The organism is Olleya sp. ITB9, assembly GCF_001315805.1.
GTDB lineage: Bacteria > Bacteroidota > Bacteroidia > Flavobacteriales > Flavobacteriaceae > Olleya > Olleya sediminilitoris.
The window spans coordinates 1-17,415 of sequence record NZ_BCBW01000031.1; the positions used below are offsets into that span (position 1 = coordinate 1).

Sequence of the window (17,415 nt, forward strand, 5' to 3'; positions counted from 1 at the left end):
TTATAATTTCTATAAATATCATAATAACTCTAACTNNTTTTTTATGCTTAATTCTTTTATTTAAGAAACATTTACGATAATCTAACTTAATGTTTTCATATTTTAAACGACAAAAAGAAAAATGAAAAAGAAAAACATGAAAAAATTAATCACATTATTATTCTTAGCCTTAGTTTTTAGCTGTCATAATCAAGCACAAACTAATCCAAAACAAGATGCTATTAAAAATGCTAAACCCGTAACTGTAAAGTTAGAAAACGGTAAAGCAAAAGCCTATTTTGCAAGTGGCTGTTTTTGGTGTGTAGAAGCTGTTTATGAAAGCGTAAAAGGTGTAGACGAAGTCATTAATGGTTACGCTGGAGGACACACTAAAAACCCAACATACGAAAAAAGCAATACAGGTAAAACTGGTCATGCAGAAGCTGTAGAAGTTATTTACGACCCAAAAGTGGTAAGTTTCAAAACATTAGTAGACGTGTATTTTGCATCACAAAACCCATTACAAGTTAATGGACAAGGTCCAGATAAAGGTAGTCAGTATCGTTCAATACTATTTTACCAAGACCAAACACAAAAACAGATAATAGACAATAAAAAAGCAACTTTAGGTAAACAATTAAATGCTAAAATTGCTGCAGAAGTTTATCCGTTCCAAAAATTTTGGATTGCTGAAGACTATCATCAAAATTACGAAAAACTACATCCAGAAAACAGATATATTCAAGGTGTGTCTATACCAAGACTTAAAAAATTTCAAGCTAAGATGCCTGAAGTTTTAAAAGAAAAACACTAAAGTTTAGTCGCTTTAATTTCAAAAATCAAAGGATACAATTTATCTTTTGTTACATAATTACCCGATTTAGCTTCAATTAAATCGGGTAATACATTATATGGGCTTTCGTCGTATTCATTTAAATACTCAATTTTTAATCCTGCTTCTGTTAAAGCATTAATAACTTCACTTAATCCATGGTTCCAACCATATTCTTTGGTAATCATTTTAGATTCAGTATCAGCATAAGTCCCTTCATATTCTTCATAAATCACCTCATCTTGCATATAGCCATATTTCATTTTTGGCTTTTTTTCTAAATAATCAAACATCCATACAATAGGATGAAATTCTACCATATAAAACTCGCCTCCAGATGTTAATCTTTCTGCTATCATTTTTCCCCAAGGTTTTAAATCAGGTAACCAACCAATCACTCCATAACTTGTAAATACTATATCAAAAACTTCTTTTACATGTGCTGATGTATCCAAAACATTACAACACACAAATTTAGCATCTAAATGCAATTCTTCATTTAAGCTTTTTGCAAGCTTAATACCTTCGTCACTTAAATCAATGCCAACACACTTAGCTCCTAACCGACTCCAACTTAAGGTGTCTTGTCCAAAATGACATTGTAAATGCAATAAACGTTTCCCTTCAATATTTGGCAAAGCTGCTAATTCATACTGCATTAAAGTGTTTTTTCCTTTTTTAAAAGATTTGATATTATACATATCACTTTCAGAATGCACTTTAACCTTAGTATTCCATGTTAATTTATTAGTTTCAAAATATTGATTATATTTAGTCATGACATAATATTTTCTTCTAATATAAAACTTTATTTTAATGTGATTATCTTTGAAAATAAACAGCTACTAATGAAACAATATTTTCTATACTTTATTTTTTTCATTTTTATTACTTCATGTAAAAATGATACTGAAAAACAACCCATTAAAAAAACACTATCCATTGCTGAAAAAATTGCAAATGCACACGGAATTAGCAAATGGAACACAGTAAATCAAATAGATTTCACCTTTAATGTAGACAAAGACAGCACTCATTTTGAGCGTCATTGGTCATGGCAACCTAAAACAAACAACGTTACTTTAATTACCGGAAAAGACACTATAAATTATAATAAATCTAAAATAGACAGCTTATCTTTAAGAGCTGATCAAGGTTTTATAAATGATAAATTTTGGCTTTTAGCTCCTTTTCAATTAGTTTGGGATAGCGGAACAACCATTTCTGAAGCTACTGAAGAAAAAGCACCAATTAGCGATACCGTTTTAAATAAAATAACTCTTACTTATTCCAATAAAGGTGGTTACACTCCTGGTGATGCCTATGATTTTTATTACGATAAAAACTATATTATCAAAGAGTGGGTTTTCAGAAAAGGAAATACAGAAAAGCCATCTATGATAACAACTTTTGAAAACCACAAAGACTTTAACGGAATAACAATTGCCAAAGACCATAAAAAGGCTGAAGGAAATTGGAATTTATCTTTTAGTAATATTATTATAAAAACACAGAATTAAAACATCCAAAATATAAATCGCAATCGTATATAACACAATTCCGCTTTATTGCGTCACTATAAACTTAAAAGGCTTTATAAATTATTTATAAAGCCTTTTTTCATGACCAAAATACAACTTCATTTCTAAATTAATAATTCTTATTTTTGTGTAAACCCGAAAAACTACACATCGTGTCCAACTATAAACAAGGTCTAGACTTTGCTAAATCTCAAGACCAAAACGATCCCATTTCTTCTTACAGAAATCAATTTCATATTCCTAAAGATAAAGACGGAAACGATTGGTTATACTTTACAGGAAACTCCCTTGGGCTTCAACCAAAAGCTACCAAGGAATACATTAATCAAGAGTTAGAAGATTGGGCAAATTTGGGTGTAGAAGGTCATTTTGAAGCTAAAAATCCTTGGATGCCTTATCATGAATTCTTAACAGAATCTATGGCTAAAATTGTAGGTGCAAAACCTATTGAAGTGGTTATCATGAACACCTTAACAACCAATTTACATTTATTAATGGTTAGTTTTTACCAACCAACAAAAACCAAATATAAAATTGTAATTGAAAGTGACGCTTTTCCTAGTGATAGGTATGCAGTACAAACACAATTAGAGTTTCATGGTTTTGATGCTAGTGAAGGTGTGATAGAATGGAAACCTCGTAAAGGCGAAGAGCTTTTAAACATAGACGATTTAGAAACTATTTTAGAAGAACAAGGTGATGAAATTGCTTTACTACTTATCGGAGGCGTAAATTATTACACAGGACAATATTTAGATTTAAAAAAAATAGCAGAGCTTGGTCATACAAAAGATTGTATGGTTGGTATCGATTTGGCACATGGAGTAGGAAACATAAAACCAGATTTTCACAACTCTGGAGTAGACTTTGCGGCTTGGTGTACTTATAAATATTTAAATGCTGGACCAGGAAGTTTAGGCGGAATTTTTGTACATGAAAAACATGCACATAATAAAGATTTAAAACGTTTTGCTGGATGGTGGAGTCATAATAAATCAACACGATTTAATATGCGACAACCTCTAGATGTCATTCCAGGAGCAGAAGGTTGGCAACTTAGTAATCCGCCAATTTTATCTATGGCAGCAATTAAAGCTTCTCTAGATATGTTTAATGAGGTTGGCATGGATGCACTTCGAGCGAAATCTGAAAAACTAACAGGTTATTTCGAGTTTTTAATTAATGAATTAAATAACGAGAAAATTAAAATAATTACACCAACCAACCCTAAAGAGCGTGGTTGTCAATTATCCATTCAAGTAAAAGATGCAGACAAAAACCTGCACAAACAATTAACCGAAGCAAATATCATTACAGATTGGCGAGAACCAGATGTTATACGCTGTGCTCCTGTACCATTATACAACACTTTTGTAGATGTCTATAAAATGGTAGAAAAATTAAAAGAAATACTAAACATATAACTCTTAAAGAATAAATAATGAGATCCTGAATCAAGTTCAGGATAACAAAACCTAACATTAAGTCAAAGTTGAGACTAGCAATATGAGTAAAAAAGATAACATACTAATCATAGGAGCAGGACTTTGTGGCTCACTCCTAGCCTTACGTCTAGCACAACGTGGTTACAACGTAAATGTTTATGAGAGCAGACCAGATTTACGCACTACAGATATTTCTGCTGGACGCTCTATCAATTTAGCATTATCAGATAGAGGTTTAAAAGCCATGCGACTTGCAGGCGTTGAAGATAAAGTGAAACCATTGTGTATTCCTATGTACGGAAGATTGGTTCATGACACAGAAGGAAACACCTTTCCATCCAATTACTCTGGAAGAGATAATGAATATATCAACTCCATCTCAAGAGGAGATTTAAATGGATTATTATTAACAGAAGCTGATTTATACGATAACCTAACCATTCATTTCAATAAAAAATGCAAAGGAGTAGACATTGAAAATAACACAGCAACTTTTTACGATTATAAAACCAAAGAAGAATTTACTGCACAAGGAGACGTAGTTTTTGGTACAGATGGAGCAGGTTCTTCACTTAGAAAAAGCTATTATTTAGAGCGTAAATTTTTGTTTAGCTACTCACAAAACTATTTAACACATGGTTATAAAGAGTTAGAGATTCCCGCTTCCGCAGAAGGACAACACCTTATAAGTAAAGATTATCTTCACATTTGGCCTCGAGGCGATTACATGTTAATTGCGCTTCCTAATTTAGACAGAAGCTTTACAGTAACCTTGTTTTTAAGTTATGAAGAAGGTGAATATAACTTCCATAATTTAACTACAGAAGAAACCATTAAAAACTTCTTTGAAACGCAATTCCCAGATGCATTAGCATTAATACCAAATATAGCAGACGAGTTTTTTAACAATCCAACAGGAGCACTAGGAACCATAAAATGCTCACCTTGGCATTATAAAAACAAAAATATTATTCTTGGAGATGCTGCACATGCTATTGTTCCTTTTTACGGACAAGGGATGAATGCTTCTTTTGAAGATGTTACCGTTTTTGATGCAATTTTAGAACAGCATGAAGGCGATTGGGAAACTATTTTTAAAGTCTACGAAAAAAGCAGAAAAGCAGATACAGACGCTATAGCAGATTTGGCAATCGATAATTATTACGAAATGCGTGATCACGTTGCTAATCCTATTTTTAAAGAAAAACGTGCTATTGAAATGGCTTTAGAAAAAGAATTTCCTAACCATTATTTTTCAAAATATTCAATGGTTACTTTTAAAGAAGACATTCCTTATCACACAGCAATGACAAAAGGAAGAGCACAAGATAAAGCAATCCTAAACCTATTAGTAGATAAAAAAATCACAACAACCGAGGATTTAAATAGTATCTTAAAAAAGGTACAAGAAGAAACAGAAGCTATTTTAGAAGAAGATAAAATTGCTGGATTGAAGTAACTAAAAATTAGCAATTAGCCAAAATGAAAATAATTTAGGGCTTAAAAATAAACTTAGTAAATTATAAAGCCCTCAAATCAATTCAAAAGAATTGAAACATCAAGGCGAAGAATAGATGAAGAAAAGCTCCGAAAACAGGAGAACGCAGTTCGATGCGGAGTTTTCAAATCGGTTTCAGTTTGCAAAACTGAAAATTCCTTGGCTTGATTGTGATTTTTTGGTTCGTTTTGCATCAAGGCAAAATGAACAGAGGTAAAACAGAAAATATGAGTAATAAAAACAATGAGATTCCTGCTTCCGCAGGAACGAAGGTAACACCAAGAGGAGCATATCCACACGTAAAACAAGTTGGAGATTTCATTTTCGTTTCAGGAACAAGTTCGCGTAGAGCAGACAACAGCATTGCTGGCGTAGATATTATAGATGAAATGGGAACCAAAAAGCTCAATGCCTACACACAAACTCAAGAAGTTTTAAAAAACATTGATACCAATCTTAAAAAAGTTGGAGCTAGCTTAAAAAACGTAGTTGATGTGACTTCGTTTTTGGTAAACATGAATGACTTTGCAGATTATAACAAAGCCTACGCAGAGTTTTTTGACAAAGAAACAGGACCAACAAGAACCACAGTCGCTGTACACCAATTACCACATCCAGATTTGGTGGTGGAGATTAAGGTTATGGCTTATGTTGGTAAATAATATATAAATTTAATGTCTCCTCGAGCGCAGTCGAGAGGTCACTAAAATAGGTCTCGGCTGCGCTCGACCAGACTAAAAAAAATGGAAAACATTAAAAACTACATAAACGGAAACTTCCACAATCCAATTCAAAACCATTGGATAGATAACTACAATCCTAGTAATGGAAAAGTTTACGGACAAATTCCAAACTCATCAAAAGAAGATGTTGAGCAAGCCTATAAAAGCGCCAAATCTGCTTTTCCAAGCTGGTCACAAACAAGCATAGAAGAACGTAGTAGGATTTTAATTAAAATTTCAGAATTATTAGAAGCTAATTTAGATCGTTTTGCAGTAGCAGAAAGCAAAGACAATGGAAAACCAATTAGCTTAGCAAAAGCAGTAGATATACCAAGATCAGCAAGTAATTTCAGATTCTTTGGTAATGCCATAACACAATTTGCTAGTGAAAGTCACGAAAGCATTAATCAAGCAATAAACTACACACTACGTCAACCCATTGGTGTTGTAGGTTGTATTTCTCCTTGGAATCTTCCTCTTTATTTATTTACATGGAAAATCGCTCCAGCAATTGCAGCAGGAAACTGCGTCGTTGCCAAACCAAGTGAAGTCACACCTATGACAGCTTATTTGTTAGGTAAAATTTGTAACGAAGCAGGACTTCCAAAAGGTGTTTTAAATATTGTACATGGTTTAGGAACAACAACAGGACAAGCCATTATAGAGCATGAAAATATAAAAGCGATTAGTTTTACAGGAGGAACAGCAACAGGAGCACATATTGCAAAAGTAGCAGCTCCTATGTTTAAAAAACTATCGTTAGAATTAGGCGGAAAAAACCCGAACATCATTTTTGCAGATTGCGATTATGACGATATGCTAAATACAACAGTTCGCTCCTCTTTTGCAAATCAAGGTCAGATTTGTTTATGTGGAAGTAGAATATTTGTGGAAGCTTCTATCTATGAAAAATTCAAGAAAGATTTTGTTGTAAAAGTAAAGGCTTTAAAAGTTGGTCATCCATCTGAAGTATCTACTAATATTGGAGCATTAGTATCCAAACCACATTTAGAAAAAGTAAAAGAATATATAAATATCGCTAAAGCGGAAAATGGAATAATCCTTTGCGGAGGAAATGAAGTAACTGTAAAAGGTTATGAAAACGGTTACTATTTAGAACCAACAGTTATTGAAGTCCCAACAGATGATTGCAGAGTCAACCAAGAAGAAATTTTTGGACCAGTGGTTACCATTATGCCTTTTCATAATGAAGATGAAGTTTTACAAATGGCTAATAAAGTAAAGTATGGTTTGTCTGCAACATTATGGACTAATAACTTAAAACGCACCATGAAAATGAGTAACCAATTACAAGCAGGAATTGTTTGGGTAAATACTTGGATGATGCGTGATTTACGTACACCATTTGGTGGTGTAAAAGCTTCTGGCATTGGACGTGAAGGTGGTTTTGAAGCGTTACGCTTTTTTACAGAAGCTAAAAATGTTTGTATAAAATACTAGTTTATATAAAAGTGGGAATTTTATAATTTAAAACGAAATGTCTCCTCGAGCGCAGTCGAGAGGTCTACTATGAAAACTTATTATGTTTACATATTACAATGTTCAGATAACTTAACCTACACAGGAGTTACAAATAACATTTCCAGAAGATTTGAAGAGCACCAAAATGGATTAAACAAAAATTGTTTTACTTTTAAAAGAAGACCATTAAAGTTAATTTTTCATCAAGAATTTAACGATATTGAACAAGCAATATTTTTTGAAAAGAAAATAAAAAAGTGGAGTGCAAAAAAGAAATATGCATTAGCAAATGATGAATATGATTTATTACAAATTTTATCTGAATGTAGAAATGCTAGTCATTCAAAATATAATCCAGATAGCGAGTAAGGTCTCGACTGCGCTCGACCAGACATTAAAACTATAAACTTGTACGAATTGTCTCCTCGAGTGCAGTCGAGAGGTGAATTAAAAAGTATAATTTAAATTAGGTCTCAAATGAATTCGACCAGACATAAAACTAAAAATATAATTTACACGAATAATCTCCTCGAGCAGACAAATAAACATTAATTAAAACTAAATGTCTCCTCGAGCGCAGTCGAGAGGTTACAAAAGAACTTAGAATATGAACTTAAACTTAAACAACAAATACGCACTAGTTTGCGGAAGCACAGCGGGAATAGGAAAAGCAACCGCTTTAGCATTAGCTGAAGAAGGCGTACAAGTAACACTGATTGCTAGAAACGAAGACAAGTTAAAAGCAACGTTAACAGAACTACCACAACATAGAAATCATGCTTATATTGTAGCTGATTTTTCTAAACCAAAGGAATTAAAAGAAAAGGTAGAAGCTTACGTAAAAGACAATCATGGGTTTCATGTATTGGTTAATAATACAGGTGGACCAAAAGGAGGACCTGTTTTTTCTGCAGATGTAGATGAGTTTGAAGCTGCTTTTACTCAGCATTTAAAATGTAATCATGTGTTAGCACAAGCAGTGGTTCCGTTTATGAAAAAGGAAAACTATGGTCGTATTGTAAATGTAATTTCTACATCAGTAAAACAACCTTTAGATGGTTTAGGTGTGAGTAATACCATTCGTGGTGCTGTAGCTAACTGGAGTAAAACATTGGCTAACGAGCTTGGTCAATTTGGTATTACCGTAAACAACGTATTACCAGGAGCTACAGGAACAGATCGGTTAACAGAAATTATTAAAAACAAATCTGCTAAATCAGGAAATACAGAAGAAGAATCTGCAAATGCCATGAAAAGTGCTGTGCCTGCAAAACGTTTTGCAAAACCAGAAGAATTAGCTGATGCAATTACCTTTTTAGCAAGCGAACGTGCGAGTTATATTAACGGAATTAATCTTCCGGTTGATGGCGGAAGAACAAAGAGTTTATAATTCTTTATTTCGTTTATTATTACTAATTTTATTGAATTGATGAATCTGCGTTAAGGATTGCAGCGACATCCTTTTTTTGCTGCCATAAATAGCAAAAAAAGATATAGCGTAAAGCCTGACCCTTTTTAGGGTAACGCCCAAAACATATTAATATCCTGAATTTTGTTTAGGATGATAAAAATTAAAAATTTGTATCATGAGTAAATTATTTCCACCTATAAATTTTAAAGCTTGGATTGAAGAAAATAGACATCTTTTAAAACCACCTGTTGGAAACAAAGTGGTTTGGAAGGATGGTGATTTTATTGTTATGGTTGTTGGTGGACCAAATAATAGAAAGGATTACCATTATAACGAAACACCTGAGTTTTTTCATCAAATTGAAGGTGATATTGTTTTAAAAGTGATTGATGAAGGTATCCCAAAAGACATTCATATTAAAGAAGGTGAAATATTTTTATTACCACCAAAAGTACCACACTCGCCACAACGTGGTGCAAATACAGTTGGTTTAGTCATTGAATACCCAAGAGAAAAAGGTGTGCAAGATGCTTTACTTTGGTTTTGCGAAAATTGTACAACTAAATTGTATGAAGAAGATTTTACAGTAAAAAATATTGAAACAGATATGCCTAAAATATTTGATAAATATTATGGAGATTTGGACAAACGTACATGCCCAAACTGCTCTGCTATTATGGAACCACCAAAAAAGGTTAAGTTAAAAAAGTAGTTAGTAGTTAGTAGTTAGCAGTTAGCAGTTAGCAGTTAGCAGTTAGCAAAAGCAACAAAATTGGGATTAAAAATAACATTAGCTTAATTGAAAGTCCCAAATCAATTTGTAAAATTGAACATTGAAATGCAGAAATAATGAGTGAAGGAAAGAAACTGCAAAGCAAAGCTTTAAGCACGTAATTCCGAGAATGAATGTACCGCAGGAATTTCATAATTTCAATTTGATTTTTTGGTTTTGCTCCGCAATATACTTTCATTTAAAACTGTGTTTTAAATTCAGTAATGCATCAAAGCAAAATGAATAGAATAAATAATTTAAGACAACGATTGCCACATCTAAAGATTCGCAATGACAAAACTTATGGAAAAACGCAAACTTAGAATTAACGGTCACTCACACTTATTGCCATATCCTGAGGAAATTCCTCAGTTTATGCAAGACAAAGGTATTTTTTGGGTTGATAAAGACCGAAAATTCATGCTTCAAAAAGATTGGAACAGACCTATAACCGATTCTAGTTTTTTCTTAAACGAAAAGTTAGAATGGATGCAACGTAATAAAATTGATCACGCTGTTGTTTTAAACTTATCTCAATTATATGGAAATGGCTTACGTGTTGAAGAGATGAAACAAGCCTTGCGTTTTCAAAACGATTTTAATGCAAAAGTACAACGCGAAAACCCTAGTAAATTTACTTGTGGATTTGTTGTACATCCTGGTTTTGTTAGAGGTGCATGTTGGGAAATTGAACGTTGCGTCGAGGAACTAGGTATGAGGTTACTATGTCTTCCAACACATTATATGGACACTATTGGAACTTGGCGCTGTATTTTTGACGAAGAAAACGAACCTATTTTTGAACTAGCAAACAAATATAATTTAGCAGTAGAAATTCATCCTTATGATGGCGAAAAGTTTATAAAATTAGAAAACACTTCTTGGCGTTTTCACTTAATTTGGATGTTGGCGCAATGTGCAGATGCTTATCATTTTTTAACCCTAAATGGCTATCAAGATAAATACCCTAATATGCGTACTTGCTTTGCTCATGGTGGACAGTTAGCTCAGATTAACTTAGGACGACGTATTCAAGGCTTTGATGGAAGACCGGATTTATTTGAAGGTAAAAGTCATCCAAGAAAAGCAGTTGGACATAAAAACATCTTTTTTGACACTTTAGTTCATGATACTGGAGGTCTAGAACTATTATTGCGTAATCAAGGTTCTAAACAAGTTTTAATGGGACTTGATGATCCATACCCTTTAGGCGAAATGGAAAGTGAGAAACAAAGTTCTTATCCTGGAAAAATATTAGATTTAGCTATGGAAAGACAAATTATTACCGAAACCGAACGAGATGCTATTTGGGAAGATAACGTGATCCAATGGTTATGTGGTGATGACCAAGATGCTAAGGACAAATTAGTAAAACGAATTTTAGGATAATAAAAAAGTCTTCTCGAGCGCAGTCGAGAGTGTTTTTATTTTTAATGATATATTTAGAAAGGTCTCGACTGCGCTCGACCAGACAATACCATGTATTTTTTACCCGAAAAATTAGACGACTACGTTGTAGCTCACAGTCAGGATGAGCCAGAATTATTACAACAACTGACTAGAGAAACTTACCAAAAAATATTACAACCTATTATGCTTAGTGGACCGTATCAAGGTCGTGTTTTAAGCATGATTTCTAAATTAATTAGGCCAAAATCTGTTTTAGAACTTGGCACTTTTACGGGTTATGCGACACTTTGTTTAGCGGAAGGTTTACATCCTGAGGGTCAAATACACACCATTGATGTTAATGAAGAGCTGGAAGATTTTCAGCGTAAGTACTTTAATAAATCTGACTATGGAAAACAAATACATCAGTATTTGGGAAGTGCTATGGACATACTTCCTGATATGAATAAAACCTTTGATTTGGTTTTTATTGATGCAGATAAACCTAATTATGTCAATTATTTTCATTTAATAATTGACAAATTAAATCCAGGCGGAATCATATTATCAGACAATGTTTTATGGCATGGAAAAGTTGTGGAACCCTTAAACGACAAAGATGTATCTACAAAAGCTGTTTTAGATTTCAATACACTTTTAAAAGAGGATCCAAGAATTGAAACCGTTTTACTACCTATAAGAGATGGTTTAACAATTAGTCGAAAGATATAAAAAAACCAATGAATAAATTAGAAATAAGAACCGTTGATGTTACACAATACATCACACCTTTAAGAGAAGGTGGTTCTTTACCTGCAATTGTAAAAGCAGATGACGATTTTTTATACGTTTTAAAATTTAGAGGTGCTGGTCAAGGAAAAAAAGCTTTAATTGCTGAATTTATTGGTGGCGAATTAGCAAGAGCTATTGGACTAAAAGTTCCAGAATTGGTGTTTATGAATTTAGATGATTCGTTTAGTAAAACCGAACCTGATGAAGAAATACAAGACCTATTAAAATTTAGCGTTGGTTTAAACCTTGGTTTACATTACTTAAGTGGCTCTATTACTTTTGATCCTTTGGCTTCTGTTGCAGACCCTTTAACAGCCTCTAAAGTGGTATTACTAGATAGTATTATTAGTAACATTGACAGAACAGTTAAAAACCCAAATGTGCTTAATTGGAATAAAGAATTATGGGTAATTGACAATGGTGCCAGCTTTTATTTTCATCATAATTGGGATACTTGGGAGAATCATTTAACACGTACATTTCCTTTAATTAAAGACCATGTTTTACTAGATCGCGCGACAAAATTAGACGAAGCATCACAACATATTACCTCAACACTAACAAGTAATACTATCAATACAATTATAAACACTATTCCTAAAGATTGGCTAATAAACGAATCTGACACGTTTACACCAGATCAAATCAGAGAAGCTTATAAAACGTATTTAAACTCTAGACTTGAAAAGATAAACTCACTAGTTAAAGAAGCGGAAGATGCAAGATAAAGTTACTTTTGAATACGCGATTATTAGACTTGTCCCTAAAGTAGAACGTGAAGAGTTTTTTAACATTGGTGTTATATTGTTTTCTAAAAGAAAAAAATATCTAAACGTTAAATTTAAAATAGACAAGGCTAAATTAGCTGCATTTGCATGCGAATTAAATATGGAAGACTTAAATACCTATTTAAAGTCTTGGGACTTAATTTGTAAAGGAGATAAATCAAGCGGAAAGATTGGACAGTTTGAATTATCAGACAGATTTAGATGGTTAGCAGCATCACGTAGTACTGTAATACAAAGCTCTAAAACTCATTCTGGATTAACTAATAATCCCGAAAAAGAATTAGAACATATTTTTAATAACTATGTGCTGTGTAAATAACTTAAACAATTACTCATACTTTAATAACTAAAATTCAATCAAAAAAGAAAGCTAATATTCTAGTAATCTTAGCTGGTATTATTGCATTTTTAATCTCCTTTTATGGTGTTAAGCAACTATTTTAAAAAGACGTTGCTGCAGAATTAAAAAAGGTTGCAATAGAAATGAACAAGCAAACACCTATAGCAATTGACTAATACACTAGACTAGACAGTACGTCCTCTAAAGGAAAAACTAATTTTATTTATTACTATACACTTTTAGACACCTAAAAATCTGAAGTCGTTATGGACACCGTAAATAAGTACATAAGACCTAATATTATTGAAAATGTAAAAAACAGTCCGGATTTAAAAACGTATCGTGATAATAATATAAGTCTAGATTATAGGTATTACGATAAAAATGGCGTTTTTACTATGGAAATTTCTGTAACACCAGAGCTTTATAACAAATAAAGGCTCTATTAAATTTTGAATTTCCTTAAATAAACTAATACTTAAGATTTAATTTTTACCATTTATAACATTTGCTAAATAACTAGCGTCTTTACTGACACCTCCTAAAGTAGCAGAACCTCGAGTAAACATCCAAGGTAAACCAATAAAATATAAACCGTCCATATTACTTACACCTCTGTAATTTTTAGGGTAACCGTCTGCATCCAACTCTAAACCATGTATCCATTTAAAGTTTGGACGATAACCTGTTGCCCAAACTACATTTTTAATAGATGATTTTTTAGTAGATTCAAAAATAATTTTATCATTCAAAGCATCCTTAGTTCTTCCAACAGGTATCACATTATCTCTAGACAATATACCCTTAACATCTGTACCAATAACAGGCTGTGTAGATCTATTTATTTTTTTTCCAATCCAGCTGTATTTATTATAACTTAAAAAACCAACTTTAGTAAACCACCACCATAATGTTTTACCTAAAAACTGCTGTGGCAAAGATTTGACTTTAGTATCTCCAGAAAAATATACTGTTCTGGATTGGTCTTTAGAAATCTCATTTAATATTTGATAACCACTATCTCCTCCTCCAACAACCAAAGCGTCACCAGATTGCAATTGGTGTGTTCCTTTATAATAATTACTATGCATTTGCAAAGTTGAATCTGCAATTTTTGTATGACAAGGTGGTGTATATGGTATATGAAATGGTCCAGTTGCAACTATAACATTATTAGCCTTAATACTTCCGTTTTTGTGTATAACTTCAAATCCGTTCTCGGTTTTATTAACTGCTGTTACATGTGTATTAAGTTGCATAGGAATGCTAAATTTTTCGACGTAAGTCTTAAAATAATTAGCGACTTCAATTTTAGAAGGATAATGACCTTTAGGTGCATCAAATTTTAAACCTGGTAAATGATTATACTCTGTTGGAGTAAATAATTTTAAAGAGTCCCAACGATTTAACCAAGAGGCACCAACTTGAGACTGACCATCAAGCACTATAAATTGTTTATTCATTTTTTGCAAATGATAAGCCATAGCTAATCCTGCTTGTGCACCTCCAATAATCACATAATCCATCCTTAAACTTATTGTTTTATGCAAAAGTAAAAACATATATACAACTGACTAATTATTGCTAATTAAATACCTATGGATTACTTTAAAATTGAAACTTCATTATTTTATCTAATATTAATGTTTTCATAAAGTCAGAAAAAACGTCTTTAAACAGTTAATAAATTGATATTTTAAAGGAAAACCAATGTATTAACTATTAAAACATATTAAATTTTAATTTATGAAATGGATATACTCGGTCAACGACCCACTAATAGAAACACTTGCTGGAAGCTTAATTTTATTTATTGTAATTATTGTAATTACACGCATTATTGGTCTTAGATCTTTTGCTAAATTTACAGCTTATGACTTTGCATTTACAATTGCTATTGGTAGTATTATCTCTTCGACTTTAACATCAAGTACATCATTAACTCATGGAGCTGTTGCAATTGCTAGTTTATTAGTGTTGACTTATATTTTTTCTTTTTTACAAAAAAAATTCTCGTTTCTTTCTTCAATTATATCTAACAAACCTTTATTATTAATGAAAGGAAAAACTATTTTGTATGACAATTTAAAGCATGCTAGGATTGAAAAGTCACAATTAATTGCAAAATTAAGGGAAGCCAATGTATTAGATTTTAATCAAATTGAAGCAGTTGTTTTAGAATCAACAGGAGACATATCTGTATTGCATAAATCTTCTAGCAGTGACAATACAAGTCTTGATAACGTTTTACTTGAAGATGTAAGAGAAAAACCATAAATATATCGCTATTTCAAAAAAAAAAGCCTCTCAAGATTTTGAGAGGCTTATTAAATTAACACTTACTGTTTTTATTGAACTGCTTGTAAAGCATCTATATTACCATAACCAAAACTGCTATTTTTGTTAGGATAAAATTCTGCAGATTGTTTTAGTTTGTTTAAAACTTGTGTTCTTGACCAGCTTGGATATCTAGACCAAACTAAGGCTGCAATACCAGCTGTTGTTGCTGTTGCAACAGAAGATCCTCCAGTATAACGTCTGTCTCCATCATAAAATCCTAATGTTGGAGGAGCTTTACTTGTATTATTGTTACCTTCCATGATAATGGTAAAATCTATTTTACTTCCACTATGACAAGTTTCGCATCTTTCATAGTTCGGTCCATCATCTACTCCTGTTACAGCAACAGTCTCACTCATAGTAGCTGGAAAAATCACTCCATATCCATTGGTAAAACTTGTCGAAGTTCCACCTGCTGCAAAAATTAATTTTCCTTTGCTATAAGCATACTTAACAGCATCCTTTATATTACCTATAGACCACAAGTAACCAATAGACATAGATATTATTTTAACATCACTTCTATTACCTAATTGGGTTAACGCTTCAGAGACACCTTTACGTTCATGATAGTCATTTAATAAAACATCTTCTGTTGCTCTATAAGCTACCAAATTAGCATCGTAAGCTACACCAACAGGCATACCATTGTCATTACGTGGAGCTGCCATAGTGGATGCCATAGCTGTACCATGTCCACACTTATCATGTGGCCCATCATAATTATCTGACCACCACCAATTTGAATCTATAAACGTTCCGTATTTTTGAACGTATCGACTATTAGATGAATAGCCATCTTTAAATCCGTTTCCGTTTAATAGTGATTGAGAAGCAGACACACCTGTATCTATTAATCCAATTGTGACTCCGTTTCCTGTACTATAATTCCAAGCAGACGGAATATTAGTTGCATTAAAATGCCAAGATACTTGTGCGTTATTAGGACTTATTGTTGTGTAATGTGCCGAATTAATACTGTCTGCATTTTTATCACATCCAGAACTTGATCTTCCATTACTTACAGTTTCATATTGATTGTAACCGTTAGGTTCTAAATACCTAACACCATCAGATTGTAATAAAGCTTTAATGGTTTGATAATTTTCTACCTTTACATCTATGACATTAATAATATCATGTTCTACCAAAGTTTCTTGACTACTTTTATAGTCTTCGTTTGCTTCTACTACTTGAACAAGATTGGACAAAGTAGCTTTTAATTCTGAGGTTTTTATTTCGGAAAAACTTTGACCTTCCTCTCCGTAACCTATAGTTAAGATATTGTTACCTCTTACAACTGCACTCCATAAAGTGTGTGAGTGTACATCTTTCCAGTTAAAAGTCCCAGTGGTATTTAAACTTTGATTGATAATGGCATTAATTTCTGAAACCGATAAAGCTTCTTTTTGGTCGTAATCAATAGTTTGCTCTTGAGGTAGTTCTTGATAATCCTCTTTCTGACATGCGTTAAACATTGTAAAAACTACCATAAGTACGGATAGTTTAAGTAATGGTTTTTTCATTTTATTAATAATTTTAGGTTGAAATCTAAATATATAATTTTTTCCTAAAAAAATACTGATAATTTTATCAAATTAACAACTTTAAAGTAAATTTAATAATAATTTGACACTATCTTAAAGACCATGGTAATGCGTTAGCGGTAGAAAGGCATCCTTTTTTTACTGCCATAAATGGCAAAAAAAGATATAATGGATGACGCGACCTTTGTGGTACCGCCAAAACAATTAAGATTAAATTATAATTTACGACGTACAGATCCTGTAAACTCTTCTAGATCGTCTTTAACTTTTTTAAGTTCTTCGTTTACGCCATCAGTGATACTAGTATCCAAACCGTTACGTTCTGCAGATTTTGTGATTTCGGTTTTAATATCATTGGTTGCATCTTTTATTTGACGCATACCTTTACCTAAACCACGAGCAATTTCAGGAACATTTTTAGCTCCAAAAACCATAACAACGATAAGCAGAATAAAAAATATTTCTCCTCCACTTATAAATAAAAATGTTGCTGTTGTAATCATAGTACAAATATACTAAGTTGTTTTGATTGTTTAG

19 protein-coding genes are annotated in these 17,415 nt (G+C 32.3%); 15 read left to right on the forward strand and 4 right to left on the reverse strand.

Annotated elements, in window-relative coordinates:
- Positions 1 to 136 precede the first annotated feature (136 nt).
- Complete coding sequence (gene msrA, locus ITB9_RS08205; RefSeq protein ID WP_054851847.1) at positions 137 to 793, forward strand: peptide-methionine (S)-S-oxide reductase MsrA; 657 nt, start codon at positions 137 to 139, stop codon at positions 791 to 793.
- Here msrA and ITB9_RS08210 read toward each other — a convergent pair.
- Positions 790 to 1,590 (reverse strand): bifunctional 2-polyprenyl-6-hydroxyphenol methylase/3-demethylubiquinol 3-O-methyltransferase UbiG, encoded by an 801-nt coding sequence (locus ITB9_RS08210; protein ID WP_054851848.1) that lies wholly within the window; start codon positions 1,588 to 1,590, stop codon positions 790 to 792. The two genes, msrA and ITB9_RS08210, sit on opposite strands and share 4 nt — an antisense overlap.
- A 69-nt stretch (positions 1,591 to 1,659) precedes the next feature.
- Here ITB9_RS08210 and ITB9_RS08215 point away from each other — a divergent pair, with 69 nt between their 5' ends.
- From ITB9_RS08215 to ITB9_RS15620, 13 genes are all read left to right on the forward strand, one after another.
- Positions 1,660 to 2,331, forward strand: coding sequence for a hypothetical protein (locus ITB9_RS08215; RefSeq protein WP_054851849.1), 672 nt, complete (start codon positions 1,660 to 1,662; stop codon positions 2,329 to 2,331).
- A 173-nt stretch (positions 2,332 to 2,504) separates the two neighbouring features.
- Positions 2,505 to 3,776, forward strand: a complete 1,272-nt coding sequence (kynU, locus tag ITB9_RS08220; RefSeq protein WP_054851850.1) for a kynureninase — start codon at positions 2,505 to 2,507, stop codon at positions 3,774 to 3,776.
- Between the two features lie 82 nt (positions 3,777 to 3,858).
- Complete coding sequence (locus ITB9_RS08225; RefSeq protein ID WP_054851851.1) at positions 3,859 to 5,256, forward strand: NAD(P)/FAD-dependent oxidoreductase; 1,398 nt, start codon at positions 3,859 to 3,861, stop codon at positions 5,254 to 5,256.
- Between the two features lie 266 nt (positions 5,257 to 5,522).
- Entirely contained in the window at positions 5,523 to 5,957 is a 435-nt protein-coding gene (locus tag ITB9_RS08230; protein ID WP_051419174.1) for a RidA family protein, read from the forward strand.
- Between the two features lie 81 nt (positions 5,958 to 6,038).
- The gene (locus ITB9_RS08235; RefSeq protein ID WP_054851852.1) at positions 6,039 to 7,478 is read left to right on the forward strand and encodes an aldehyde dehydrogenase; all 1,440 of its coding nucleotides are present in this window, start codon (positions 6,039 to 6,041) and stop codon (positions 7,476 to 7,478) included.
- A gap of 69 nt (positions 7,479 to 7,547) precedes the next feature.
- On the forward strand, positions 7,548 to 7,868 hold the full coding sequence (locus ITB9_RS08240) for a GIY-YIG nuclease family protein (protein ID WP_054851853.1): 321 nt from the start codon (positions 7,548 to 7,550) through the stop codon (positions 7,866 to 7,868).
- Positions 7,869 to 8,106: 238 nt separating this feature from the next.
- Positions 8,107 to 8,889 carry an SDR family oxidoreductase gene (locus ITB9_RS08245; RefSeq protein WP_054851854.1) on the forward strand — a complete coding sequence of 261 codons (783 nt, stop codon included), beginning with the start codon at positions 8,107 to 8,109 and terminating at the stop codon, positions 8,887 to 8,889.
- A 196-nt stretch (positions 8,890 to 9,085) separates the two neighbouring features.
- Entirely contained in the window at positions 9,086 to 9,622 is a 537-nt protein-coding gene (locus ITB9_RS08250) for a 3-hydroxyanthranilate 3,4-dioxygenase (protein WP_054851855.1), read from the forward strand.
- Positions 9,623 to 9,985: 363 nt separating this feature from the next.
- The gene (locus ITB9_RS08255; protein WP_028289612.1) at positions 9,986 to 11,071 is read left to right on the forward strand and encodes an amidohydrolase family protein; all 1,086 of its coding nucleotides are present in this window, start codon (positions 9,986 to 9,988) and stop codon (positions 11,069 to 11,071) included.
- A 90-nt stretch (positions 11,072 to 11,161) separates the two neighbouring features.
- The gene (locus ITB9_RS08260) at positions 11,162 to 11,803 is read left to right on the forward strand and encodes an O-methyltransferase (protein WP_054851856.1); all 642 of its coding nucleotides are present in this window, start codon (positions 11,162 to 11,164) and stop codon (positions 11,801 to 11,803) included.
- 8 nt (positions 11,804 to 11,811) lie between these two features.
- On the forward strand, positions 11,812 to 12,591 hold the full coding sequence (locus ITB9_RS08265) for a HipA family kinase (RefSeq protein WP_054851857.1): 780 nt from the start codon (positions 11,812 to 11,814) through the stop codon (positions 12,589 to 12,591).
- The gene (locus tag ITB9_RS08270; RefSeq protein ID WP_054851858.1) at positions 12,581 to 12,970 is read left to right on the forward strand and encodes a DUF3037 domain-containing protein; all 390 of its coding nucleotides are present in this window, start codon (positions 12,581 to 12,583) and stop codon (positions 12,968 to 12,970) included. The genes ITB9_RS08265 and ITB9_RS08270 overlap by 11 nt, the downstream gene beginning before the upstream one ends.
- Before the next feature lie 287 nt (positions 12,971 to 13,257).
- Positions 13,258 to 13,428, forward strand: coding sequence for a hypothetical protein (locus ITB9_RS15620; protein ID WP_187294261.1), 171 nt, complete (start codon positions 13,258 to 13,260; stop codon positions 13,426 to 13,428).
- A gap of 48 nt (positions 13,429 to 13,476) precedes the next feature.
- Here ITB9_RS15620 and ITB9_RS08275 read toward each other — a convergent pair whose 3' ends face one another.
- A complete protein-coding gene (locus ITB9_RS08275; RefSeq protein ID WP_054851859.1) occupies positions 13,477 to 14,517 on the reverse strand; it encodes an NAD(P)/FAD-dependent oxidoreductase in 1,041 nt (346 codons plus the stop codon).
- Between the two features lie 220 nt (positions 14,518 to 14,737).
- On the opposite strand from ITB9_RS08275, the gene ITB9_RS08280 reads away from it, so the two are divergent.
- On the forward strand, positions 14,738 to 15,268 hold the full coding sequence (locus tag ITB9_RS08280) for a DUF421 domain-containing protein (protein WP_054851860.1): 531 nt from the start codon (positions 14,738 to 14,740) through the stop codon (positions 15,266 to 15,268).
- A 71-nt stretch (positions 15,269 to 15,339) separates the two neighbouring features.
- On the opposite strand, the gene ITB9_RS08285 is transcribed toward ITB9_RS08280, so the two are convergent.
- Positions 15,340 to 16,857, reverse strand: coding sequence for a S8 family serine peptidase (locus ITB9_RS08285; RefSeq protein ID WP_054851861.1), 1,518 nt, complete (start codon positions 16,855 to 16,857; stop codon positions 15,340 to 15,342).
- Positions 16,858 to 17,093: 236 nt separating this feature from the next.
- On the reverse strand, positions 17,094 to 17,381 hold the full coding sequence (locus ITB9_RS08290; protein WP_028607363.1) for a twin-arginine translocase TatA/TatE family subunit: 288 nt from the start codon (positions 17,379 to 17,381) through the stop codon (positions 17,094 to 17,096).
- Positions 17,382 to 17,415 lie beyond the last annotated feature (34 nt).